The sequence below is a fragment of the Lentzea roselyniae genome (assembly GCF_039537795.1).
GTDB lineage: Bacteria > Actinomycetota > Actinomycetes > Mycobacteriales > Pseudonocardiaceae > Lentzea > Lentzea atacamensis.
Map to the genome: position 1 here is coordinate 440,033 of NZ_BAABBE010000001.1, position 22,390 is coordinate 462,422.

27 protein-coding genes, 1 tRNA gene and 1 other RNA gene are annotated in these 22,390 nt (G+C 67.9%); 12 read left to right on the forward strand and 17 right to left on the reverse strand.

The window, feature by feature from the left end; all coding sequences use genetic code 11:
* Positions 1-43: 43 nt before the first annotated feature.
* The 11 genes from ABFX45_RS02225 to ABFX45_RS02275 form a co-directional block, all read right to left on the reverse strand.
* Positions 44-802, reverse strand: coding sequence for a hypothetical protein (locus ABFX45_RS02225; protein ID WP_346127149.1), 759 nt, complete (start codon positions 800-802; stop codon positions 44-46).
* A gap of 29 nt (positions 803-831) precedes the next feature.
* Positions 832-1,134 carry a hypothetical protein gene (locus ABFX45_RS02230; RefSeq protein ID WP_346127151.1) on the reverse strand — a complete coding sequence of 101 codons (303 nt, stop codon included), beginning with the start codon at positions 1,132-1,134 and terminating at the stop codon, positions 832-834.
* Between the two features lie 143 nt (positions 1,135-1,277).
* On the reverse strand, positions 1,278-3,509 hold the full coding sequence (locus tag ABFX45_RS02235) for a DUF3631 domain-containing protein (RefSeq protein WP_346127153.1): 2,232 nt from the start codon (positions 3,507-3,509) through the stop codon (positions 1,278-1,280).
* Positions 3,506-4,381, reverse strand: coding sequence for an ABC transporter permease (locus tag ABFX45_RS02240; protein WP_346127155.1), 876 nt, complete (start codon positions 4,379-4,381; stop codon positions 3,506-3,508). The genes ABFX45_RS02235 and ABFX45_RS02240 overlap by 4 nt, the downstream gene beginning before the upstream one ends.
* Entirely contained in the window at positions 4,378-4,659 is a 282-nt protein-coding gene (locus ABFX45_RS02245) for a hypothetical protein (protein WP_346127157.1), read from the reverse strand. Before ABFX45_RS02245 ends, ABFX45_RS02240 begins: the two co-directional genes overlap by 4 nt.
* Complete coding sequence (locus ABFX45_RS02250; protein ID WP_346127159.1) at positions 4,656-4,928, reverse strand: hypothetical protein; 273 nt, start codon at positions 4,926-4,928, stop codon at positions 4,656-4,658. The genes ABFX45_RS02245 and ABFX45_RS02250 overlap by 4 nt, the downstream gene beginning before the upstream one ends.
* Positions 4,925-5,182, reverse strand: coding sequence for a hypothetical protein (locus ABFX45_RS02255; RefSeq protein WP_346127161.1), 258 nt, complete (start codon positions 5,180-5,182; stop codon positions 4,925-4,927). Before ABFX45_RS02255 ends, ABFX45_RS02250 begins: the two co-directional genes overlap by 4 nt.
* A 93-nt stretch (positions 5,183-5,275) precedes the next feature.
* The gene (locus ABFX45_RS02260; protein WP_346127163.1) at positions 5,276-5,698 is read right to left on the reverse strand and encodes a DUF3307 domain-containing protein; all 423 of its coding nucleotides are present in this window, start codon (positions 5,696-5,698) and stop codon (positions 5,276-5,278) included.
* The gene (locus ABFX45_RS02265) at positions 5,698-6,126 is read right to left on the reverse strand and encodes an RRQRL motif-containing zinc-binding protein (protein ID WP_346127165.1); all 429 of its coding nucleotides are present in this window, start codon (positions 6,124-6,126) and stop codon (positions 5,698-5,700) included. The genes ABFX45_RS02260 and ABFX45_RS02265 overlap by 1 nt, the downstream gene beginning before the upstream one ends.
* A complete protein-coding gene (locus ABFX45_RS02270) occupies positions 6,126-6,428 on the reverse strand; it encodes a hypothetical protein (protein ID WP_346127167.1) in 303 nt (100 codons plus the stop codon). The genes ABFX45_RS02265 and ABFX45_RS02270 overlap by 1 nt, the downstream gene beginning before the upstream one ends.
* Positions 6,428-6,670, reverse strand: a complete 243-nt coding sequence (locus ABFX45_RS02275) for a hypothetical protein (RefSeq protein WP_346127169.1) — start codon at positions 6,668-6,670, stop codon at positions 6,428-6,430. Before ABFX45_RS02275 ends, ABFX45_RS02270 begins: the two co-directional genes overlap by 1 nt.
* A gap of 192 nt (positions 6,671-6,862) precedes the next feature.
* Here ABFX45_RS02275 and ABFX45_RS02280 point away from each other — a divergent pair, with 192 nt between their 5' ends.
* Both ABFX45_RS02280 and ABFX45_RS02285 read left to right on the forward strand, forming a co-directional pair.
* A complete protein-coding gene (locus ABFX45_RS02280) occupies positions 6,863-7,711 on the forward strand; it encodes a GntR family transcriptional regulator (protein WP_346127171.1) in 849 nt (282 codons plus the stop codon).
* Positions 7,712-7,745: 34 nt separating this feature from the next.
* The gene (locus tag ABFX45_RS02285; RefSeq protein WP_346127173.1) at positions 7,746-8,657 is read left to right on the forward strand and encodes an NAD(P)-dependent oxidoreductase; all 912 of its coding nucleotides are present in this window, start codon (positions 7,746-7,748) and stop codon (positions 8,655-8,657) included.
* Positions 8,658-9,077: 420 nt separating this feature from the next.
* On the opposite strand, the gene ABFX45_RS02290 is transcribed toward ABFX45_RS02285, so the two are convergent.
* Positions 9,078-9,299: a type II toxin-antitoxin system HicA family toxin gene (locus ABFX45_RS02290; protein ID WP_346127175.1), complete on the reverse strand. Its 222-nt coding sequence runs from the start codon at positions 9,297-9,299 to the stop codon at positions 9,078-9,080.
* Positions 9,296-9,517, reverse strand: coding sequence for a type II toxin-antitoxin system HicB family antitoxin (locus ABFX45_RS02295; RefSeq protein ID WP_346127177.1), 222 nt, complete (start codon positions 9,515-9,517; stop codon positions 9,296-9,298). Before ABFX45_RS02295 ends, ABFX45_RS02290 begins: the two co-directional genes overlap by 4 nt.
* A gap of 716 nt (positions 9,518-10,233) precedes the next feature.
* On the opposite strand from ABFX45_RS02295, the gene ABFX45_RS02300 reads away from it, so the two are divergent.
* From ABFX45_RS02300 to ABFX45_RS02310, 3 genes are read left to right on the forward strand one after another with little or no spacing between them, the layout of a single operon-like run.
* A complete protein-coding gene (locus ABFX45_RS02300; protein WP_109630758.1) occupies positions 10,234-10,629 on the forward strand; it encodes a GntR family transcriptional regulator in 396 nt (131 codons plus the stop codon).
* Entirely contained in the window at positions 10,626-11,531 is a 906-nt protein-coding gene (locus ABFX45_RS02305; RefSeq protein ID WP_109630762.1) for an ABC transporter ATP-binding protein, read from the forward strand. The genes ABFX45_RS02300 and ABFX45_RS02305 overlap by 4 nt, the downstream gene beginning before the upstream one ends.
* Positions 11,528-12,505 (forward strand): ABC transporter permease subunit, encoded by a 978-nt coding sequence (locus ABFX45_RS02310; RefSeq protein WP_109630767.1) that lies wholly within the window; start codon positions 11,528-11,530, stop codon positions 12,503-12,505. The genes ABFX45_RS02305 and ABFX45_RS02310 overlap by 4 nt, the downstream gene beginning before the upstream one ends.
* A gap of 7 nt (positions 12,506-12,512) precedes the next feature.
* On the opposite strand, the gene ABFX45_RS02315 is transcribed toward ABFX45_RS02310, so the two are convergent.
* Positions 12,513-13,286 (reverse strand): maleylpyruvate isomerase family mycothiol-dependent enzyme, encoded by a 774-nt coding sequence (locus ABFX45_RS02315; protein ID WP_346127181.1) that lies wholly within the window; start codon positions 13,284-13,286, stop codon positions 12,513-12,515.
* A gap of 200 nt (positions 13,287-13,486) precedes the next feature.
* Between ABFX45_RS02315 and ABFX45_RS02320 the strand changes: the two genes are divergently transcribed.
* The gene (locus ABFX45_RS02320; RefSeq protein ID WP_346127183.1) at positions 13,487-15,913 is read left to right on the forward strand and encodes an endonuclease/exonuclease/phosphatase family protein; all 2,427 of its coding nucleotides are present in this window, start codon (positions 13,487-13,489) and stop codon (positions 15,911-15,913) included.
* A gap of 19 nt (positions 15,914-15,932) precedes the next feature.
* On the opposite strand, the gene ABFX45_RS02325 is transcribed toward ABFX45_RS02320, so the two are convergent.
* The 3 genes from ABFX45_RS02325 to ABFX45_RS02335 form a co-directional block, all read right to left on the reverse strand.
* Complete coding sequence (locus tag ABFX45_RS02325; protein WP_346127185.1) at positions 15,933-16,568, reverse strand: GOLPH3/VPS74 family protein; 636 nt, start codon at positions 16,566-16,568, stop codon at positions 15,933-15,935.
* A 1-nt stretch (position 16,569) separates the two neighbouring features.
* Positions 16,570-17,223: a GOLPH3/VPS74 family protein gene (locus ABFX45_RS02330; protein WP_346127187.1), complete on the reverse strand. Its 654-nt coding sequence runs from the start codon at positions 17,221-17,223 to the stop codon at positions 16,570-16,572.
* A gap of 122 nt (positions 17,224-17,345) precedes the next feature.
* Positions 17,346-17,430 (reverse strand) — tRNA-Ser (locus ABFX45_RS02335).
* A 140-nt stretch (positions 17,431-17,570) separates the two neighbouring features.
* Here ABFX45_RS02335 and ABFX45_RS02340 point away from each other — a divergent pair.
* The 6 genes from ABFX45_RS02340 to ABFX45_RS02365 all read left to right on the forward strand — a co-directional run bounded on the left by ABFX45_RS02340 (position 17,571) and on the right by ABFX45_RS02365 (position 22,388).
* A complete protein-coding gene (locus tag ABFX45_RS02340) occupies positions 17,571-17,903 on the forward strand; it encodes a YciI family protein (protein WP_109630782.1) in 333 nt (110 codons plus the stop codon).
* Entirely contained in the window at positions 17,903-19,084 is a 1,182-nt protein-coding gene (locus tag ABFX45_RS02345; RefSeq protein WP_109630785.1) for an RNA polymerase sigma factor, read from the forward strand. The genes ABFX45_RS02340 and ABFX45_RS02345 overlap by 1 nt, the downstream gene beginning before the upstream one ends.
* Positions 19,081-19,653 carry a maleylpyruvate isomerase family mycothiol-dependent enzyme gene (locus ABFX45_RS02350; protein WP_346127190.1) on the forward strand — a complete coding sequence of 191 codons (573 nt, stop codon included), beginning with the start codon at positions 19,081-19,083 and terminating at the stop codon, positions 19,651-19,653. The genes ABFX45_RS02345 and ABFX45_RS02350 overlap by 4 nt, the downstream gene beginning before the upstream one ends.
* Before the next feature lie 18 nt (positions 19,654-19,671).
* Positions 19,672-19,766: signal recognition particle sRNA small type (gene ffs / locus ABFX45_RS02355), an RNA gene on the forward strand.
* A gap of 180 nt (positions 19,767-19,946) precedes the next feature.
* Positions 19,947-21,989: a DNA polymerase III subunit gamma and tau gene (locus ABFX45_RS02360; protein WP_346127192.1), complete on the forward strand. Its 2,043-nt coding sequence runs from the start codon at positions 19,947-19,949 to the stop codon at positions 21,987-21,989.
* A 96-nt stretch (positions 21,990-22,085) separates the two neighbouring features.
* Positions 22,086-22,388, forward strand: coding sequence for a YbaB/EbfC family nucleoid-associated protein (locus tag ABFX45_RS02365; RefSeq protein WP_109633024.1), 303 nt, complete (start codon positions 22,086-22,088; stop codon positions 22,386-22,388).
* The last annotated feature ends 2 nt before the right edge of the window (positions 22,389-22,390 follow it).

Genomic DNA, 22,390 nt, shown 5'->3' on the forward strand with positions numbered 1-22,390 from the left:
AAGCGAGATGTCACGTCCCTGCGATGACCAGGGACGGAGCGTGCTACTGGACGCGTTTGCCGTTGACCCAGATGCCGCCGTGCACGGTTCCGGCCTGCAAGAGCGTGTTGCCGTTGTCGTCGGTGATGTTCACGGGACCCGTGCCGTCTGGTCCGGTGTGGACGTTGAAGCCCCCGCTGGGCGGCTGCGACGTGCCTGCACGCGCCGCGCGCTCTGCCCTGTACTGCGCCCGTTCCTGTCGGTACCGCGCACGTTCTTCCTGGTGGCGCGCACGGTCTTGGGCGTGGGCACTGTCGTTTCGCGTGCTTCCGACGGTGAGGGTGACGTCGTCGCGGTTGATGTCGTTCTGGCTGCCAACCCGTCCAGCGGACTGCGTGAAGTTGTTGATGTGCACCCCATGCGGCGCAGTCACGTCCCCTCCGTCACCTCGGTCGTTGCCGATGGTGAAGCGGCCCGTGGAGGCGTCGAAGGTCAAGCCGCCGTTGATGACGTCGGCCTGAAAACCACGGATCTCGCCGTGCACGATGTTGGTCACGTCCCCGTGCTGACGTGCGGCGTCGTCGCGCGGCTGCTGGTCGGCATCGTGGCTGTCGTGGCTGGACACGCGATTCTCCTTGTGGCGCTTGAGGATTGCGTTGGCGTCGTCGAGTCGTTGCTGTGCCTGCTGTGCGGCGCTGTCGTCGCCTGCGGCGCGTGCCTGGCGCAGTGCGCGCCGGGCGCGGCTGCGCTGCTGACGGGCGGTCTGGGTGGCGCGGCTGCTGTTGGCGCTTCCCTTGCAGCGGCGTCCGCCTGATCTGCACATGTCACGTCCCCTTGGTGAGCTGTGGTTTGTCAGCGAGCGCGAGAGCGGTGGCGGCGTACGGCGTTGAGCGCCTTACGTCCGGCGCGCAACTGGCGGCCCGTGGCGTCGCAGCTGTGGCACAGCCGGAAGCCGCCCAGACGTCGGCCGGAGCGGCCGAGTCCCTTGCAGGCGCGGCAGTCCCGGTACGGGAAGGCCCAGCACGACAGGACGTAGACCAGGGCGGATGCTGCAAGCAGCAGCCAGGCGTGGCCGCGCCACTGCGGCGCGATGTCACTGAGAGCAACGATCAGGGCGGCGAGTAAGGTCAGGCGGGTCACGGCCTTGGGGGTCATGAGATTGCCCTCCTGGGGCTGTTTTTGGGTGCGCGAGACCAAGCCCTCTAGGCACTAGGGCGCTGATCAGGCGGTATGTGGTGGTCTAGTGGGGGGTCTAGGTCTAGAGGGGGTCTGCCGCTAGACCTAGACCCGTGGCGGGGTTACGCCCGCTTCGCTTTCTTGTCACGCTCGGTGAGTGCGGCGGCGATGTGAGCACGTTCGACGCCCTTGCGGTTGGCGCCTTTGCCCGTCTCCCGGTCGGTGCCCCACACCTGCCCGGTGCCGATGCCGAACGGCTTGAGCGCGGCGGCGAGCTGGGTTGCCTTGGCGGTGCCGCCGTCCAGCTCGCCCCACGGGCCGTACTGGTCGGGCCGGAACTCCGCCAGGGCGTCCACAAGGGACTCCGACCAGCGCTTGTCCTTGTCGCCGAACACGTTGAGCAGGTCGGCAAGCAGCGTGTTCGCGGCCGACTCGGTTTCGTCCACGGTGACGTCAAGGCCAGCGGCGTAGCCGGTGATCCGGCCTGCTGCCAGGCGATGCGCCCGTGCGCGGGCTACCAGCGCCTCGGAGTCCGGGCCGTTGAACTTGACGCCCTTGACCGTGGTCGTCTCGTCCACGACGCCCTTGAGCAGGCCAACTCCCTTGTCCCGCTTGAAGTTGAACTGCGTGGCGCGCTCGCCGTTCTGGTAGCTGGACGTGCCAAGCACCATGTCGTTGGGCACCTGACCGGCCACCTTGAGGCAGTACCGCAGGATGGCGTTGTCACTGATCTGCGTGGGGATCGACTTGGAGTCCGGGCGCTGCGTGGCCAGCAGAGTCACGATGCCCGTGGCCGGGCCGCGCTTGACCAGGTCGGTCACGATCTCCTCGATCTCGGCACCGTGGTCCTTGTGCTCGAACCAGATCTGCACCTCATCGGCACCGATGACGATCGGGTGCAGGCCCAGCGACTTCTTCGACGCAAGCTCCGTGGTGAGCTGGCTGTCCGGGCACAGGTCGCGCGGCAGCTCCCGGATCACCTTGGCGCGGCGGCGCAGCTCCTTCTGCAGCTCTCGCAACGCGGTCAGCGCGTAGAGGATGTCGTCTTCCTCGTCCCCGGCGCGGTAGCGGTGCGACACGGGCTCCAGCGGCGAGAGGTCACCGGTTCCCTTGAGGTCGAACACGTGCAGCTCGGCACGCGGGTCCAGAGCGGCGATGAGCAGCAGCAGCCGCAACGCGAACGTCTTGCCCATACGCGGCACCGCCCCGATGACACCGGAGACGAACATCAGCGTGAAACGCACCCAGTTGCCACGCACGTCCGTGCCGAACGGCTGCGGGTCGAACAGGTCGATCGCGTCGCCCTTGCGCAGCGGCCACGCGGGCTGCTTGGCCTGGCTCATGTCCTCGTCGCCCACCCACAACACCAGGCGTGCCGGGCTGATGTCCGCGCGGCCTTCCGGCCACACCGAGCCCAACGGCCGGCCGAGCGCGGAGGCGAGCTTGGAGCGGTTCTTGATGATGTCCTCGGCCGTCGCACCGCCCGGCAGGTCGATCTCAGCGCGCCAGCCGGGGCCGTCCTTGTGGATCGGCGAGACGAACCCGATGGACCTCGGATCGGCCTTGAGCGCCTGGTTGATCGAGGCGATACCGAGCGACGCCAGCGCCTGGGTAACCGCGTCGCTGGTGAGCTTGGCGTACCGGCTGGCCACCACGGCGGGGGAAACGACAGGCTTGTCGGCCGGGGTCCCGAGCTTGCCCAGCACCGCCAGCGCCAGCGCGCTGCACGCCCACATCACCCAGCTCGGCACGGCGTCGGGCAGCAGCATCAGCGCGGGCACACCGACCAGCAGACCGATCCCGAGCACAACGGCGCGGAACCGCACACGGGCGTCACGCTGCGCCGACAATCGCAGGTAGGTCGCGGCGTCATCGGAGCGCACCGACGCTGCCCGCACCTGGCGGCCTTCGGCGTCGGACACCCACCGGCCGGTCGCCGCGGCGAGCAGCAGCACGCCACGCGGAGCGCGCACGGCCAGGCGCAGCCCGTACAGCGGCGAGCGCACCACGTGATAGCCAGCGGTGTGGGCGTAGTAGCCCGCCACCCACTTCGCGGTGGCCTTGGCCTCGCTCATGGACCGCAGGTACTCGGGCAGGATCGGTTCCCGCTTGGCCTGCTGCAACCGGCGAACCCAGTCGATCGAGTCTCCGCCCGGCTGGTCGACCAGCGTCACCTCGGCCGGTTCGGTCGCCTCAGCGTCGCCCTGGTCCTCGTCCACGATCTCGGCGTCGACGACCACGGGAGCGACCTCGACCGCCGTGCCCGGTCGCAGCTCACGGACATTGCTGGGCACGGTGGTCTCCTCTCCAGTGGTCTCGGTGCCGGTCGGATTGGTGGTCTGGTCGACGGTCATCGCTGCACCTCAGACGTGTCGTGGGACAGGTGGACCAGGGCCGCCGCGCCACCGAGAACCAGCACGGGCAGGCAGGAGACGAACGTGGTGATCTGCCACGGCGCAGCAGACATGCCAGCGGCCTGCATCAGGTGGTACGCGACCTGGCCGCTCATCCCGAGCAGCAGCGCGGCGAAGGTCGACCACATCGCGAACCGCCGTGCCAGCGCGGACTTGGACCGGTCCAGCCACACCCGCATCGCGTACGCGGCGTAGGCCTCCATACCCAGCGGCAGCGTGATCGCGGTGTTGAGCGTCCAGCCGTTCCCGATGCCAGGCAGCAGGTTCACCGGGCCGAAACCGGTGAGCTGACCCAGACCCACCCAGCCGCCCCAGATCGCGACGAATGCGCCCAGAGCGATCAGGTACAGCGGCACGTTCCGCCACAGGCCCGACGTCCGGGTGGGCTCCGCCGCGTTCTGCGCAGGGGACGTGACATCGGCGGGAACCTCCACCATGGGAGCGTTCATGGCCGGTTCTGCAACCGTGCTGGCCTCGTCGGCAGTTTCGGCCATGACGGGGGCTTGGTCGCTCACGGCGGTGGTCGTGACCGTCGCGGAGTCCGCCTGGTCCTCATCGGACTCCCGCGACTCCGAGGTGGGCACGGAGTGCAAGCGCCGCTCCGGCACAACCACCTGAACGGTCTCGCCGTCCGGCGTGGCCGGGTCGAAACCCGTGGCGCGCAACGCCGCCAGGGCGTCCACGGCCTTCGGGTGGCCGACGTTGCACCGCTGCTTGATCTGCCGCAGTGACGGCCATGCACCCTGCTCCGTGGCCAGCGTGCGAACCTGCTCGGTCAGCTTGTCGATCGGGGTCGGGTAGGCGCTAGTCATCGCGCAGCCTCCTCAGCGACACGGGAACGGGAGCCAAAACCGGGCGCGGCGTGACGGCTCCGGTGGGCGGGCATGCGGTGAGTGATGACGGCGGCCACGACGAGGGCGGGCACCGCGAGCACGGCGAACTGAAGAGCCGGGTTGTCGGCAGCAGCGGTGAACATCAGCCACTGCGCGGCGAGGATGCCGCCACCGATCAGCAGCACCTTCCACAGCACGATCACGGCGACAACGGCGAGCGCGAGAACGGTCAGCAGGATGGGCAGGGGGAGGTTCATCGCTGTCCCTCCAGCGGCACCGGGCGGAAGCCGGACGGCCACGGCATGTTGTTGATCGCGGCACCGGACTTCGTGCACCACTCCTGTGCTGCCGCACGGGCTTGCAGGGTGTTGGGCTCCACGTTGAAGGCGACGTCGTTCTCGTCGCAGCTCGTGGAGAACTCCACGGCCGGGCGCGGTTCGGTGTCCTGTTCCGGGAGCGGCTTGCATCCCGCGAGCAGCGTGACGGTCAGGCCGACGAGCAGCACGGGCGTTGGAATGGTGGTCATCGCTGGTCCTCCTTGCTGCGCAAGCTGATCGCGGTCTGCATGGCCTTGGCGGCGAAGTGGCGCGCCTGGTCGTGCTCGGGGTGGTCGGGGTTCTCGGTGATTGGCCGCAACAGTTCGGTCTTGAGCTCGAACCAGGCGGCGACGACGTCGTTGCCGGCCGACACGTCCGGGGTCTTCTCGGTCCAGACGGCGAGGATCTCCGCCAGTCGCGGCGGCTGGTCAGCCGTACCGTCACTCGGTGTCGTGGTAGACACTGGAGTTGCCTTTCGGTCAGGAGATTGATCGATGGGTGCGAGACCCGGACTGGTGGAGATGTCTGGCCGGACGGCCACCGGTCCGGGGCGAAGTCAGATGACGGCGGTGAGCAGAGCCGCGACGAGCAGCCACACCATGTGCGCGGACTGGTCCAGGTGCTCCGCACCGCCAGGCACGTTGGCGTAGTAGTTGCGCTTCCACGGTGCGAACCTGGCGACGAACGCGGCCAACGTCGTACGGCGGTCAATCCAGTAGTGAGTGAGTGCCGAGACGGCCTGACCAGCGAGGAACCCGGTCAGTGACACGGGCAGCGACAGAGCGACACACACGATTGCCGTGACCGTCGCGGTCACCGCCGTGTAGGTGAGCACGTGCGACGCACACGCAACCCGTCCCGCGTGCCCTGCACAGCCCTTGGTGACCGCCTGGTGTTCGGTCTGCGCCCAGCGGTCACCAACCGCGTGCGCGACCAGCAGCGCGGGCAGGACAGCGGCGAACGTCAGAGCCGTGGACATCACGCGGCCTCCGTCATCTCAGCGTTTTCGTTGGCCTCGAAGCACTCCCAGCACTGCCGGGTACTCGTCGGCAAGATGTAGAGCGGGTCTTTGCCGCAGCTGCGGCAGACACGACGGGCCAGATTCGCCTTCGCGAGAGCCGTGTATTTGGCGGGCGTCATCGGCCGTACCGGTGCGGCAGTCTCGATCAGGTACAGCGACGCGAACGAGACCTTCTTGGACCGGTTGTGCCGCACGTACAGCACCGCAATCGGGTCGTTTCCGTTGGGACGCAACCCCATCGCCCGCAACTGCCGGAACGTCGCCAGCTTGTCGCGCGGGGCGCAGCCGTAGGACAGCAACGGCAACCCGTCGTGCACGCCACGGGTGTACTCCCACGTGTTCGACCACGGCACCAAGGCCTTGACCCACGGGAACCGGCGGGCCATCACGCCACCGCCGTCAACTCGGCGGCCACGTACAACCCGACAGACCTGCGGTTCTCCTCAGCCTCGTACCGGTTCGCTTTCTCAGCGTCGTAGAGCGCCGACCAAGCGATACCCCCAGGCTTCACGACTTCGCGCGCGGCCTCAAAGACATCCGCCAGAGCCGACTTGGCGTCGGCCAGCGCGGTGAAGTAGGCCGCCCACGCCTGCGCCTCGTCACCAGTCGGGCGACCGGCGTACACGTCACGCAAACGCTGCTCAGCGGCACGCAGACTGGCGTCAAAGCTCCGCAGGGTCCTGGCCATCACGCGGCCTCCGTCCCACTCGGGACGGACGTCGCCTGAACGCGCAGGACGGTCACGGTGCCGCCCAACGTGCGCTTGACGATGCGGCGGTCCCGCTGCGCGCGGGCCGTGCCGTCCAGCAACGCGGACGTGACGAACGGCAGTTCCGCCAACTCGTCTTCAACGTCCGAGATCAGCAGGTCAATCGACGCTTCGTCGTGCCCGTCCGGGCTGTAGTTGCCCTGGTCTTCCGTGGTGCGCATCGGCGTTCCTTCCGTGTGGTCGCCGCCACATCTGGCGACAGGGAGGACGCTAACAGTTGTTATGTGAGCAGGTCAACTGTTTGGTATAGATTTGCCTAGAAGAGGCCTGCTACCAGCACAAACGCTGGTCAGTGCGCTGTTTGGTTGCTGGTATGCTCCGGCCTAACAGCAGTCCAGGCGGTCGGAGGTTGCATGTCAGGCGAGAGTCCTCGCGTCGCGCGAGCCGAAGCTGGTTACCAGCAGGTGGCGCGCAACATCCGCAATCAGATCGCTGCTGGTCTGTTGCGTGACGGGCAAGCGTTGCCATCCACGCGTGCCCTGGGGAAGGAGTGGGGCGTCAGCGTCTTCACCATCAATAAGGCGATGGAGCTTCTGATAGAAGAGGGCTTGGTTATCAGTAAGGAGCGTTCTGGTCGCGTCGTGAACGCGCCGGACCAGGTGTATCGCACTGAGATGCGCACGGTGGCGCCACACGTATTTCTTATTGGCGGCTATGCGGGCAGCGGGAAAACTGAGCTGGGCAGGATTCTCGCCCGCGCTACCGGTTGGCCAATGTTGGACAAGGACACGCTGACTCGCCCTGTTGTTGAGGCTGCGCTTGAACTCCTCGGACTGTCGCCAAATGATCGGGAGTCAGAGGACTATCTGTCAAAGGTGCGACCACGGGAGTATGAAGCCCTCATCAATGCCATGACTGAGAACGTTCAATGTGGAAGCAGTGCGATCGTTACGGCGCCGTTTATCAAAGAGTTCAAAGATACGGCGTGGCTAAATCGCATGGCGGCTAGCTGTGCTGACATGAACGCTGCAATGACTGTTGTGTGGGTATATTGCGACCCTGCGACTATGCACAGCTACATTCGGCACCGTGGAGCGGCTAGGGATGCGTCCAAGATTGAGAACTGGGCCGACTACCTGGATGTGATTGACATCGACTTCCGGCCGCCCGTGTCACACAAGGTCATTGATAACAGTGCGTCCGGTGTGCCGCTGCAGGCGCAAGCGCGTGACTTGATTGCGCAAGTGACGGATCAGAGCTGAGGGGGAGTAATCCGTGGCTGTGTCTAGGATTCTCGTGAGTAACGAGGAAGATGATAGAAGCGGTTACGAGTATCTGAATGCTGTTCCTGGGCTAGAACTCGTCGAATACGACCCTAATGATCTCGCTCTGGACGATTTGCAGCGTTCTGTTCAACTGCTCATGCCGCCATACCGGGGGAGTCACCGACCTCTTGGCTTGGTTGAGGTGCTACCAGACCTGCGAATGGTGCAGCTCCTCTCGGCAGGTGTAGACGAGTGGAGGCCTCGTGTGCCTAAGCACGTGACGGTGGCTAGCGCACGCGGCGCGCACGCTGGTCCGGTTTCTGAGTGGGTGCTGTCGGCAATTTTGACGCAGCTGCGCCAATGGCCTGCGCTGGTCAGGTTTCAGGACCAACACACGTGGGCTCATCGCAAGTTCGACGCTGACACGCTCGCTGGCAGGCGTGTTCTCATTGTCGGAGCGGGAAGCATTGGGATAGCGGTTGCGCGAAAGCTTGAGGCTTTTGAGGCTGAATCGACGCTGGTCGCCAGCTCTGCGCGAAACGGTGTGCACGGACCCGACGAACTGCCGCAACTGATTCCGGGTCACGCCGTCGTGGTTGTTACGACACCTCTTACGGAGACGACAGCGGGCCTTGTGGATGCCAAGTTCCTTGCTGCTATGGACGATGGCGCGCTGCTGGTAAACGCTGGTCGTGGTCAAGTCGTCGACACGGACGCGCTCGTCCTTGAGCTACAGAGCGGCCGTCTCCGTGCGGCTCTCGACGTGACCGATCCTGAACCCTTGCCTCCCGAGCATCCAATGTGGGACTGCGCCGGAGCAATTGTCAGCCCGCATGCTGCTCGTACCGTTCCCGGCACCAATCGGCTTTGCTACCAGGTAGCGGCGGAGCAGATCGCAACGTTCCTATCGGGCGGCACGCCGTCGAACGTGGCCTACCTCTAGGACGGCTGTAGCCGGGAGGGGGTCTCAGATATCGGTAACTGCGGTAACTGCGGTAACCGTGCTGGTCAGACGGTTACCGCAGAGGGGGCGGTTACCGATCGCTGCGGTAACCCGAGTGCCTGACGGCGTCCAAGGTGAGGCGTCTCGGTAAGGCATTGGTACTTACCGCAGGAACCTTGAATTCGGTGGCCGGCACAAACGTCTCCGCTGGTGAAGGGATTGTAGGGTGCTCGAATGCAGTCGCCGAACACTGCCATTGGTTCACCCCCTCCCGGCTACAGCGTCTGTGTCGTCGGAGGCCACGAGGTGACGCCGGAGGTTACCGTTCCGATCGGTAACCGCACCTCAATCGGTAACCGTCTGACCAGCACGGTTACCGCAGTTACCGCAGTTACCGATATCTGAGAGGCAGGGGAGCGGCTACAGCAGCGCCAAGAACTCGGCGGGTGTCAGGCCTGCCTGCCGGATGATCGAGGCGAGCGTGCCGCGCTTCACGGTGCCGTGCATGGGCACGATGACCGTGCGGCCGTCGTCATGCCGGTACACGGCGTGGCTGCCCTTGGTGCGGGCGTGCTCGAATCCGAGCGATTCCAAGACGCGAGTGACCTTGCGGACGGAGACGTCCGACAGTGCAGGACTCACGCGGCCGTTCCCGGCACCTGGAACGAGGTCACCAACGGCGTTGCGGTCACCGCAGGCTCAGGCACCTCGGACAGGTACAGCTCGACCGCTTCACGGAGATTGCTCAGCGCTTCCTCGATCGACTGGCCCTGACTGGCCACGTCGATCTCAAGACACTGAGCGATGTACCAATCCTCTTCTTGGTGTACCGCTGCGGTCAGCGTCCGCTGTTCGCTCATACCCGTCAGTGTCCCACTGTGGGCATCTCGTGTCTTCCCGCGATAGGTCTGTTCGGCTGCTCAGTGCGCGCAGGAGGGCACTTGCAGAACAAGGCGGGAGAGAGACTGTCGGACGCGGCGGTGTCGGCCGAGACGCTCTGGGGCGGCTCTGAGAGGGACGCAGGTGGCACAGTTCGAGAGGGTCACTGTGTTGGGTACCGAGGGGGCGTAGAAGCGCGCTCGGACAGTGTCCACAGTGGATGGCTCCGTCTCAGTTTCCGTCTCAGTTGCCGTTCGTACGGCACTGTTCGCCACTGTTCGCGGGCGTCCGGAGGGCGTCTGAGTATGGCCCTGACCTGCGCGGACGCACCTCGCTGAGTCTGGCCGGACAGACGGTCGCAGACCTCGAAAGCGTGTGAGGTGCAAGCCTCCGTGGGTTCAAATCCCACCGCCACCGCTGCTCAGAGCCCCGGTTGCCGATCATGGCAACCGGGGCTTTGGCGTTTGGTGGCATTCGTGGTGGCAGTTGCCACCTCCCCGCGGCACGCAACAGCCGGGCGTGATCGTCCGCGTCCATGCGCAGGCATTCTCCGGTCATGGACCGTACAACCGGGCGATCTGCTCCGCTGCCTCACTCGGCTTGGTCGGACCGAACTCCTCGTAGCTCAGCGATCTCTTGTCCCGAGCTGACCTTTACTGCTTTACTAGGGAACTAGTAAAGCAGTAAAGGGGACCACATGTTCGTCTTCCGGATCGACAGTCGCTCGGGCGTGCCGCCCTACCTGCAGCTCGTCCACCAGGTGCGGCAGGCCGTGCTGCTGGGCTTCCTGAAGCCCGGTGATCGACTGCCTCTGATCCGCGAGGTGTCCGAGGCCGTCGCGATCAACCCGAACACGGTGGCCAAGGCCTATCGCCAGCTGGAACAGGAAGGCCTGGTCACCGGGCGTCCCGGGCAGGGCACCTTCGTCAACGAGACCTCAGCCGCCACGATCTCGCCCGCGACCTACACCTCGCTGCAGCGAGGCCTGGAGGCGTGGTTGGGCCGGGCACGCGCCGCCGGCCTCGACGAGCAGGCGATCAACGCGCTCTTCACCGCATCTCTCAACCAAGCCAAGAATGAGAACATCGCATGACAGCAACCGAATACGCGCTCCGGACGGACGGACTGGGAAAGCGCTACCGCCGGACGTGGGCGCTGCGTGACTGCAGCCTGTCCGTGCCGACCGGCAGGGTGACGGCGCTCGTGGGTCCCAACGGCGCCGGCAAGAGCACGTTCCTGCGCCTGGCCGTGGGTCTGCTAGCGCCCACCACGGGCAGCGTCGAGGTGTTGGGCGAGTCCCCTGCCACCAACACGCCGCAGGTGTTGTCCCGCATCGGGTTCCTCGCCCAGGACCACCCGCTCTACAAGCACTTCACCGTCGCGGAACTGCTCCGCCTCGGCCGGTCGTGCAACCTGCGCTTCGACCAGGGGCTGGCCGAGCGGCGGCTGGCGCAGCTGGAGATCCCGCTCGACCGCAAGGCCGGCGCGCTCTCCGGCGGTCAGCAAGCTCAGGTCGCGCTGGCGCTGGCGTTGGCCAAGCGGCCGGACCTGCTCGTCCTCGACGAGCCCATGGCCAGCCTCGACCCGGTCGCCCGCTTGGAGTTCCTCCAAGCCTTGATGGGCGCGGTCGCCGCCGACGGCATGACCGTGTTGTTTTCCTCGCACGTCGTGCCAGAGCTGGAACGCGTCTGCGACCACCTGATCGTGCTCAACCACAGCAGGGTCACGCTCGCCGGGGACATCGACTCGCTGGTGGACGAGCACCGGTTGCTCGTCGGCCCGCGCACGACGGCGGATCTCGACAGGGCGGGCACCGTCGTGGAGGCCACTCACAGCGAACGGCACACGACGTTGCTCGTGCGCGACGGTGGCCTGCCGGCGGCTCCTGGCTGGCAGTCGAGCCCGGTCGGCCTGGAAGACCTGGTGCTGGCCTACCTGCGGCGCCCGGCGGGCACCGAGGTCGCGCCCACGGCCAGGACGGAGGTGCCGGCATGACCTGGCTGACGTGGCGGCAACACCGCGCGGAGATGCTGACGCTCGGCCTGCTGGTCGCGACGATCGGGGCCTTTCTGCTCGCGGTCGGACTGCAGATGCACTCGCTGTTCCCCGGTGGCGCCGGTCAGTGCGTGGGCGTCGACGTCTCCGAGACGTGCTCGACCGCGATCAGGCGGTTGAACGAGGAACACGGCTACGCCTCCAAGATGCTGAACCTGTTCAGCCTGGTGCCGTTCCTGATCGGCGCGTTCTTCGGCGCACCGCTGGTGGCCCGCGAGCTGGAGGCGGGCACCTGGCAGTTCGCCTGGACCCAGTCCGTGCCCAGGATGCGTTGGCTGGCCGTCAAACTGGGTGCTCTGGGGCTGGCGACCGTGGTGCTCGCCGGTGTCTTCTCCGCGGTGATCACTTGGTACCGGCAGCCGATGGACGTCCTCGACGGCCGGTTCGGGGCCGACGCGTTCGACCTGGAAGGGCTCGCTCCGGCGGGGTACGCGCTGTTCGCGTTCGCCGCCGCCACGGCAGCAGGTGCGTTGTTGCGCCGCAGCCTGCCCGCGATCGCGATCGCGCTCGGCGCATTCCTCGCGGTCCGCGTCGTGGTCGCGGGCTGGCTGCGGCCGAGCTTCCAGGAACCGCAGCGCCTCGTGGAGCTCGTGGGGGCGGACGATTCCGTCGACCCCGGCAATCCGCGGATGTCGACCGGCAACCCCCTCGACTGGACCATCGCCACGGGCTACGTGGACTCGTCCGGCCGTCCGCTGTCGTTCTACGACTCCGTGGCGATGTACTCCGCCGCGCAGAAGGAAGGCGTGAAGTTCGGCGCGTATCTGCACGAGCGCGGCGTCCAGCAGTGGGTCGAGTACCAACCCGCCGAACGGTTCTGGACGTTCCAGCTCGTGGAGGCCGCGATCTTCGGTGGCCTGGCCGCGGCACTGCTCGCCCTCGTCGTGTGGCGGTTCAAGCGCCGCGTCTTCTGAGCACGCCTCAGAAGCGCACTCCGGCCAGGAACTCGTCGAGCAGCTCCGCGTCGCCGAACACCTCGAGCCCTTCCACCGGCCGCCGCCGGTAGACCGCCAGCACCAGCTCGACCACGGGGCCGCGCAACGCCACCGCCGCCTTCTCGTGCCCCTCCCGCACGACCGGCCGCGGCCCCGTGAGGTCGATCACGAGCTCGGCCGGGACATCCGTCGCGTGCAGGTGCACCGTGCGGCCGGGGCCGAGCAGTGGAGCGGTCTCGGCGGGCCACCGCAGGAACGAGTACGGCAGCGCGAAATCGGTCCACTCGCGCAGTGCGTCCTGCGCGACCTCCGGGGCGATCTCGAACGGCACGCCCAGTGCGTTCACCACGTCCCACCTGTGGATCACGGTCTCGTTGGCCATGCGCCGCGACCACATCCGCGGGCCGGGGTGACCGCCCATCGACGCGATCATCTCGTTCGGGTCGACGGCCTGCAGTGCCGAGGACAACGAGGAGGCACCCTCCATCAGCCACGGCCCCAGCTCGGCGGCTGTTTCACCTGCGTAGGAGGCCACGTCCTGCGCCCGGTTGCGGGTGAGGTCGATCTCCGGCAGCTTCTCGCGGATCATCTCGTCGGCCCAGCGGTGGGCATGGCCGAGGTGGCGCAGGAGCTGGTTCACCGTCCAGTCCGGCGTCGACGGCACCTGTTTTCCGAGGTCAAAGCCATCGAGGGCGGAAACGAGCAGTGAGGTCTGGTTGACGATCTCGGCGCAACGGCGCTCGTAGCTCAGCATCCCCATGAGCTCCAAAGTAGGGACGCCGACCGGCGCCTGGGAGGGGCCCACCGGTCAGCGTTCCGATTTGGAGCATACACCATGATCGAACACTTGTTCGAGTGATGATTGATGGGCCAACCGGTTAACCGTTAGTAACAACGGCTTCCAAAGACCACTCGATCGAGGAAAGATGCGTCGGTCCGCCGCATCCCCTGGAGGAAGTTTTGAGACCCACCCTGCCCGGCGTCGGGACAGCGGTGGCGGCGCTCGTGTTCGCCGCCGTACCCGCAGTTGCCGCACCCAGCACCGACGCCCTGATCTCCGAGGTCTACGGAGGCGGCGGCAACTCCGGCGCCACGCTCAAGCAGGACTTCGTCGAGCTCGCCAACAAGGGCGCGAGCGCGATCAGCCTGGACGGCTACAGCGTCCAGTACATCTCGGCCACCCCCGGCGCGACCACGCAGTGGGGCGTGACCCCGCTGAGCGGGTCGATCGCGCCCGGAAAGACGTTCCTCGTCGCCGAGGCCAAGGGCACCGGCGGCACCGTCGACCTGCCGGCCCCGGACGCCACCGGCACGCTCGCCATGAGCGGCACCAACGGCACCATCGCGCTGGTCAACGGCACTGCGGCGCTCACCTGCAAGACGGCCGCCGACTGCGCAGCCGACTCTCGCATCGTCGACCTCGTCGGCTACGGCACGGCGGTGGTTCGCGAGGGAACCGCGACCAACGCCCTGAGCAACACCACGTCCGCGTCACGCGCCAGCGGGCTCGCTGACACCGACAACAACTCGGCCGACTTCACGGTGGGCGACCCCAGCCCGACCAACTCCAAGGGCGAGACCCCGGGCGGCGGCAACCCGGATCCCGACCCGGACCCGGTGCCCGGCGACAAGCGCATCCACGACATCCAGGGCGTCACGCGCACCTCGCCGTTGCTCGGCCAGAAGGTCACCAACGTCCCCGGCGTCGTCACCGGCACTCGCGCCACGGGTGACCGCGGCTTCTGGATCCAGGACGTCACCGGTCAGGACAGCGACCCGCGCACGAGCGAGGGTGTGTTCGTCTACACGGCAGGCAGTGTGCCGACCGTTGCAGTCGGTGACAACGTGCTGGTCAGCGGCACGATCGCGGAATACCGGCCGGGTGGCGGCTCGAAGCAGACCCTCACCGAGATCACCCAGGCCACCACGATCACGTTGTCGAAGGGCAACCCGGTCCCCGCGCCGGTGGTCGTGAAGAACCTGCCGGACGCCTACCTGCCCGCGCCGGGCGGCGACATCGAGCAGCTGCCGTTGCAGCCGCAGACCTACGCCCTCGACCTCCTCGAGTCGCTCGAGGGCACGCTCGTCCAGGTCGACGACGTCCGCGTGGTCGGCCCGAGCAGCAGCTTCGGCGAGGTGTGGGTCACGGTCAACCCGAACCAGAACCCCACTCCCCGTGGCGGCAGCATCTACACCGGCTACGACCAGCCGAACAGCGGCCGGTTGAAGATCAAGGCCACGCCGCTGCCAGAGGCGAACGTCGGCGACGTCTTCGCGGGCGCGACCGTCGGTGCCATCGAGTACACGGACTTCGGCGGCTACACCCTGGCCGCGCTGAAGCTCGGCCAGCACGTGTCGGCGAACCTGCAGCGCGAGATCACCGCGCAGCAGAAGGAGAGCGAGCTGTCGGTCGCGACCTACAACGTCGAGAACCTCGATCCGTCCGACGCGCAGACCAAGTTCGACCGGCTCGCGGACGGCGTGGTGACCAACCTCCGCAGCCCGGATGTCGTTGTGCTGGAAGAGATCCAGGACAACAACGGCACGGTCAACGACGGCACGGTGGCCGCGGACCAGACGTTGCAGAAGCTCAGCGACGCGGTCGTCGCCAAGGGTGGCCCGCGCTACCAGTGGCGGCAGATCGACCCGGAGAACGGCAAGGACGGCGGTCAGCCCGGCGGCAACATCCGCGTCGGCTTCTTCTTCAACCCGCAGCGCGTGTCCTTCGTGGACCGTCCCGGTGGCGACTTCAAGACCCCGGTCGAGGTCGTCAAGAAGAACGGCCGCGCCGCGCTTTCCGTGTCACCCGGCCGGATCGACCCGCTCAACGATGCGTGGACGGACAGCCGCAAGCCGCTCGCCGGTGAGTTCAAGTTCCGCGGCCGCACGGTGTTCGTGGTCGCGAACCACTTCACCTCCAAGGGCGCGGACGACGCCATCCACGGCCGCATCCAGCCGCCGAACCGCTCCTCCGAGGTGCAGCGCGTCAAGCAGGCCGCGGCGCTGAAGGCGTTCACCGAGCAGATCAGGGCGATCGACAAGGGCGCCAACGTCGTCCTCGCCGGCGACCTGAACGACTACCAGTTCTCGCCCGCGCTGAAGGCGTTGACCGGCGACGGCAACCTCAAGGCGCTCATCGAGACGCTGCCGGTGAACGAGCGGTACAGCTACGTCTTCGAGGGCAACTCGCAGACGCTCGACCACATCGTGCTGAGCAGGAACATCACCCGCTTCGGCTACGACGTGGTGCGCATCAACGCCGAGTTCTCCGACCAGGCGAGCGACCACGACCCGCAGATCGTCCGCGCCCGCCCGTCCACGGGTGACGCGAACGTCGACAAGATCGTGTTCGCGCTCGAGGACATCCTCGACTGCCTGAAGCCGTAACGCGTTCCCTGCCGCCGCGTCATTCCCCTGACGCGGCGGCAGAGGCCGCGGCGGTCACCCCGCCCTGAACCGCCTCGACGGCCCGGCGCACGGCATCGCCCGCCCAGTGACCGGCGGAGATGTCCTTCGCGCGCTTCTTCAGCTCGCGCTTGTCACCCTCGAACACGTGGTGCACGGCGTTCACCGCGTAGAGCAGCGTGATCAACGATCCCGTGCGTTCATCCGGCCCCCGGTACCCGGCCGCGACCTCGCCGGCCGCCTTGCGCACCTCGTCGTACGCCCGCTCGTCGGTGATCAGGTAGCTCTTCGCCGGGAAGATCCCGAGCACCTTCCTCGGCTGCACGCGCACGACACCGCGGTCCACGAGCTGTGCGACGACGTTGTCCCACAACTTCTTCCTGACGCGTTCCACCGCCCGTTGCGCCCTCATCGGCTTGTCGAACCGCGACACCGCCTCCTGCAGCAGCCTGTCGTTCAGCGGCGACGGGTCGACCACCTGGAGCTTCTTGCCGTTCGGCTCGAACGCCACGCGCCCGGAGTTGACCAGCTCGATGAGCACGGCACCGGCGAGCGCGTTGTCGACCGACGTGGAGTTGGCCAGCATGCGGCCGTTCTGCTGGTTGATGCACAGCAGCATCAGGTCTTCGTGCAGCATCTCAGCTCGACCCCCCGCCCGCGGCGACCGCGGTCGAGGCCACCACTGCCGCCATGACCGCGACCTGCACCGCCTCCATCGCCTTCTGCACAGCCGCGCCGGTCCAGTTCGCGGCGGAGCTCTCCTTCGCCCGCGCGTTCATCTCGCGCTTGTCGCCGTCGAGGACCTTGTGCAGCGCCTTCACCGCGTACAGCAGCGAGATCAACGCCCCGGTGCGCTCGTCCGGCGCCCGATGTCCGAACGCGACGTCGCCGACCGCGTCCCGCACGTCGCTGATCGCCCGCCGGTCCTGGATCACGTAGCTCTTGGTGGGGAAGATCCCGAGCATCTTGGTCTTCTCGACCGACAGCACGCCCCGGCCTTCGAGCTGCGCCATGACGTTGTCCCGCACGTGGGTGCGGAACCGTTCCACCGCCCGCTGCGGCTTCATGGGCTTGTTGAGCCTGCTGAGCGACTCCTGCAGGAACTCGTTGGGCAGCGGGGCCGGGTCCACGACCGCGAGCTTCTTGCCGTCCGGCTCGAACGCCACCCGCCCGGCGTTGACGAGCTCCAGCAGCACGGCGCCGGCCAGCGCGTTGTGGATCGACGTCGTGTCCATCAGCACGCGACCGTCGTCTTCGTCGATGGAGAGCAGCATCAGGTCTTCGGGCAGCATGACCCCATAACGCCAGAAGGGCGCCGAACGTTGCAAGTTCGGCGCCCTTCGAGCCCGGGGTGTCCCCGCAAGATGCAAAAGAAGGCGGCGAGTGCTCTTTGCGAGCACTCGCCGCCTTTGCGCGGAGGATACGGGATTTGAACCCGTGAGGGTGTTAACCCAACACGATTTCCAGTCGTGCGCCCTAGGCCACTAGGCGAATCCTCCGTGGGGGAGCTTACCGGACGGGTGTTCCGCAACCCAAAACGGGGTGGGGACCGGGGACACCAAAAAATCTTCAAAGCCTGTGTCGATCTGGCGGTGGTCCGCTCGTCGTGATCCCGTAAGACCGACCGAGGAGGGCAAACGTGAAGTACATGCTGTTGATCTACGCGGCCTCTGACCAGCAGAGCAGCTGCACTGTCGAGGACTGGATCGCCCACGAGAAGGAGATGAGGGACGCGGGCGTGCTCGTCTCCGGTCACTCGCTCGCCGATCTGGTGACAGCGACCACCGTCCAGGTTGGACCAGACGGCAAGCGCGCCGTCACCGACGGCCCGTTCGCCGAGACGCGTGAGGTGCTGGGCGGCTACGAGATCATCGACGTGCCCGACCTGGATGCGGCGCTGGAGTGGGCCGCGAAGTGTCCGGGATCGCGCGACGGCGGCGCCGTCGTCGTGAGGCCGATCGCCGAGTTCTGATGAACGTCGAGCAGGTGTTCCGGGAGGAGCGCGGCAGGCTGCTCGCGACGCTGGTCAAGCGTTTCGGCGATCTCGACCTCGCCGAGGAGGTCACCTCCGACGCGATCGAGGCGGCGCTGCGGCACTGGCCGGTGGACGGGGTGCCGGACCGGCCCGGCGCTTGGTTGCTCACGACCGCGCGCCGCAAGGCCGTCGACCGCCTGCGCCGCGACCAGGTCCACGCGGCACGGCTGGCGCTGCTGCAGGTGGAGGTGGATCGAGCTGATCCAGCCACCACGGATGCACTGCCGGACGAGCGGCTGGAGCTGTTCTTCACGTGCGCGCACCCCGCGTTGCCCGAGGAAGATCGTGGTGCGCTGATCCTGCGCTGCCTGGCCGGCTTCACCACGCCGGAGGTCGCGCGGGCGTACCTGGTGCCGGTGACGACGATGCAGCAACGGATCGTGCGCGCGAAGAAGAAGATCAGGGAAGCGCGCATCCCGTTCCGCGTCCCCGACCCGCACGAGCTCCCGGAACGCCTGCCCGGCGTGCTGCAGGCCGTCTACTCGATCTTCACCGAGGGGTACGCGGCCCAGCGCGCCGACCTGGCCGGCGAGGCGATCAGGCTCGCCCGGATCCTGCGCGCGCTGCTGCCGAGAGAACGCGAGGTCACGGGCCTGCTGGCGTTGATGCTGCTCGTCCACGCCCGCAGGGACGCCCGCTCCGAGCTGCTGGAGGACCAGGACCGCACGCTCTGGGACCGCGACATGATCGACGAGGGCAGCGCACTGGCCGAAGCGGCGCTGACCGGCGGCCACGGCCCGTACGGCGTGCAGGCGGCGATCAACGCGCTGCACGACGAGGCCCCGGACTTCGCGAGCACCGACTGGCCGCAGATCGCCGCTCTCTACGACGTGCTGAACAAGCTCACCCCGTCACCGGTGATCGCGCTCAACAGGGCCGTCGCGATCGCCATGCGCGACGGCCCGTCCGCCGGCCTGGCGCTCCTGGACGAGCTGGCCGCCGAGCCCAGGCTCCGCGACTACCACCCGTACCGGGTGGCCCGCGCGGGCCTGTTGCACCGCCTCGGCCGTGCCGGGGAAGCCGCCCAGGCCTACCGCGAGGCCATCGCGCTGGCGGGCACCGAATCCGAACGGGACTTCCTGCGCCGCAGGCTCACCGCCATCGAGGGTCAACCATGATCATGAAGTGGCTGGAGGCCGAGCGCCTGAGCGTCGCGGACCTCCTGGACGACCTGACCGACGACGAATGGCAGCGCGAAACCCTCTGCACCGGCTGGACCGTGCAGGAGATGGCCGCCCACCTCACCACGTCGACCCGCACCGGCTGGGGCGACGTGATCAAGGGCGCCGTGCGGGCCCGCTTCGACTGGAACCGCATGGAGGACGCCAGAACCCGCGCGTTCGCCGCACAGTTCACCCGGTCGGAGTTGATCGCACAGATCCGCGAGACGGCAGCCTCCCCGAAGCGCGCGCCGATGGCCGCCCCGATCGACCCGCTGGTCGACTTCCTGGTCCACGGCCAGGACATCGCCCGCCCGCTGGGCCGCGCACGTGAGATGCCTCTCGAACCCGCCGAGGCCGCGCTGGAGCACGTCCTGCGCAGCCCGTTCTGGGGAGCGCGCAAGCGTTTCCCCGGCGGTGAAATGCCTGCTCTTCCGGTGTCCGACCTGCTGATGCTGGCGACCGGCCGGAAGTTGTCCACAGCTGGGGACAACACTGTGGGCAACTCGAACACACGTTCGATCTAGCCCCTTCGCTACACTGACGTCGGACCTCGTGCGGCACACATCTCGCGAACCTCCCCAGGGCCGGAAGGCAGCAAGGATAAGCGGGCTCTGGTGGGTGCACGGGGTCCCCTTTTGTCTCCTGAGTTCGGCGCCGTCGCGCCTTCCCGGAGGCCTGATCATTTTGGGGGACCGAGTCCCCCGAGCCCCCTACGGTGCGAGCTCGTTGCGCGGGCAGCAACACCGGTCGCGCCGTGACCAGCACACGTGTGGCGGGACTCGCAGAACTGTCAGGGGTCACCGGTACTGTCTCGGGCGTGGCGCTCGCTCTGTATCGCAAGTACCGTCCTGCCACGTTCTCCGAGGTCGTGGGCCAGGAGCACGTGACAGACCCCCTGCGCACCGCGCTGGCGGCGGGCAGGGTGAACCACGCGTACCTGTTCAGCGGCCCGCGCGGCTGCGGCAAGACCTCGTCCGCCCGCATCCTGGCCCGTTCGCTCAACTGCGTGCAGGGCCCGACTCCCGACCCGTGCGGCGAGTGCAACTCGTGCATCGGCCTGGCACCCAACGGCTCCGGCACCGTCGACGTCGTCGAGCTCGACGCCGCCTCCCACGGTGGCGTTGAAGACACCCGCGAACTCCGTGACAAGGCCTTCTACGCCCCGGCCGAGTCCCGCTACCGCGTCTTCATCATCGACGAGGCCCACATGGTCACCACGCAGGGCTTCAACGCCCTGCTGAAGATCGTCGAGGAGCCGCCGGAGCACCTGATCTTCATCTTCGCCACCACCGAGCCGGACAAGGTCCTCCCGACCATCCGCTCCCGCACGCACCACTACCCGTTCCGCCTGATCCCGCCCGGCGTGATGCGCAGCCTGCTGGAACGCAACTGCGCCGCGGAAGGCGTGACGGTCGACCCGGCCGTCTTCCCGCTGGTGATCAGGGCGGGCGGTGGCTCGGCCCGCGACACGCAGTCGGTCATGGACCAGCTCCTCTCCGGCGCGGGCCCGGACGGCGTGAAGTACGAGCGCGCCCTCACCCTCCTGGGCGTGACCGACTCGGCCCTGATCAACGACGTGGTGGACGGTCTGGCCGCCGGCGACGGCGCCGCGGTCTTCGGCACCATCGACCGCCTCGTGGAAGCCGGCCACGACCCCCGCCGCTTCGCCAGCGACCTCCTGGACCGCCTGCGCGACCTGGTTCTCCTCTGCGCCGTCCCCGACGCCGCCGACCGCAACCTGGTCAGCGCCCCGGAGGACGAACTGGCCACCATGTCGGCCCAGGCGGAGCGCATCGGCCCGGCAGCACTGACCCGCTACGCCGAGATCGTCCACACCGGACTGGTCGAGATGCGCGGCGCCACCGCCCCGCGTCTGTTGCTGGAACTCCTGGTCTCCCGGATGCTGCTGCCGTCGGTGAGCCAGTCGGAAGCCGCGCTGCTCCAACGCCTGGAACAACTGGAACGCCGCCCACCGGCGGCCATCGCCGCTCCCGGTGAGGCTCCCGCCGCGGCACCTGCGGGCGCCCCGGTCTTCACCCGCAGGTCCCAGCAGCCGCCTGCCACCGAGGTGTCCCAGCAACCCCAGCCGCCCGCGCCCGCCCGCCCGGCTCCGGCAGCCGCGCCCGTGGCCCAGACGCCCGCTCCGACCCCGGCCCCCACCGCGGCTCCGGTCTCAATCCCCGCGCAGCCCCCGGCCGCAGTCCAGGCCCCGGCCGCGGCTCAGCCAGCAGCCGCTGTCCCACCGCCGTCCGCCGCTCCGGAGCCCGTTGCTCCTGCCTCCGGCGGCATGGACGCGACGGCGGTGCGCCGGATCTGGTCCGAACTGCTGTCCGCGGTCCGCTCGTCCAGCCGCAGCACCGAGGCGATGCTGACCAACGCCATGGTCAGCGAGGTGGACGGCAACGTCGTCACCATCGCCCACACCTCGGCCCCGCTGGCCCGCCGCCTGGCCGAGCCCCGCAACACCGAGGCCATCGCCAACGCCCTCGCCACCGTGCTCGGCGGCACCTGGCAGGTCAAGTGCATCCACGGCGCTCCTGGCGCTGGCCCCCAGGCGGTTCAACCGGCGAAGGTCGCCCGCCCGGCCCCCACCCGCCCGAGCCAGGCGGCCCAGACCGCCCGCCAGCCGGAGCCCCAGCGCCAGGCCCCGCGCCCGCCGGCGGACGACGTCCCGCCGCCGCCGGAACCGCCGGAGCCGGACGAACCCCTCCCGCCGGAACCGGACGACGAAGAGGCGATGCTGGCCGAGGCCGCCCGTCCGGTGGATCCGGGCTCGGTGAGCAAGGAGCAGGACCCCGAAGCGGTGATGCTCAAGCTGCTCGCCGACGAACTGGGTGCCCGTCCGCTCAAAAAGGCCTGACCAGCCCAACCGACAGAGGCGGCTCCACCAGCCGTACGCTGGAAGACAACCCCGTGCAGCGAGAGAGGACCAGCGGTGCAACCCGGTCAGTTCGACATGCAGGCCCTGCTCCAGCAGGCCCAGAACATGCAGCAGCAGATGGCGACCGCCCAGGAAGAGCTGGCCAACACCGAAGTGACCGGTAACGCGGCCAACGGCCTGGTGACCGCCACCGTCACCGGCGGCGGCGAGCTGGTCAACCTCGCCATCGACCCGAAGATCGTCGACCCGGAGGACGTCGAGACCCTCCAGGACCTCGTGGTCGCCGCGATCAAGGACGCCAACCAGAAGGCGCAGCAGCTGGTGGAGCAGAAGCTCGGCCCGCTCGCCCAGGGCGGCCTCGGCGGATTGCTCGGCTAGAA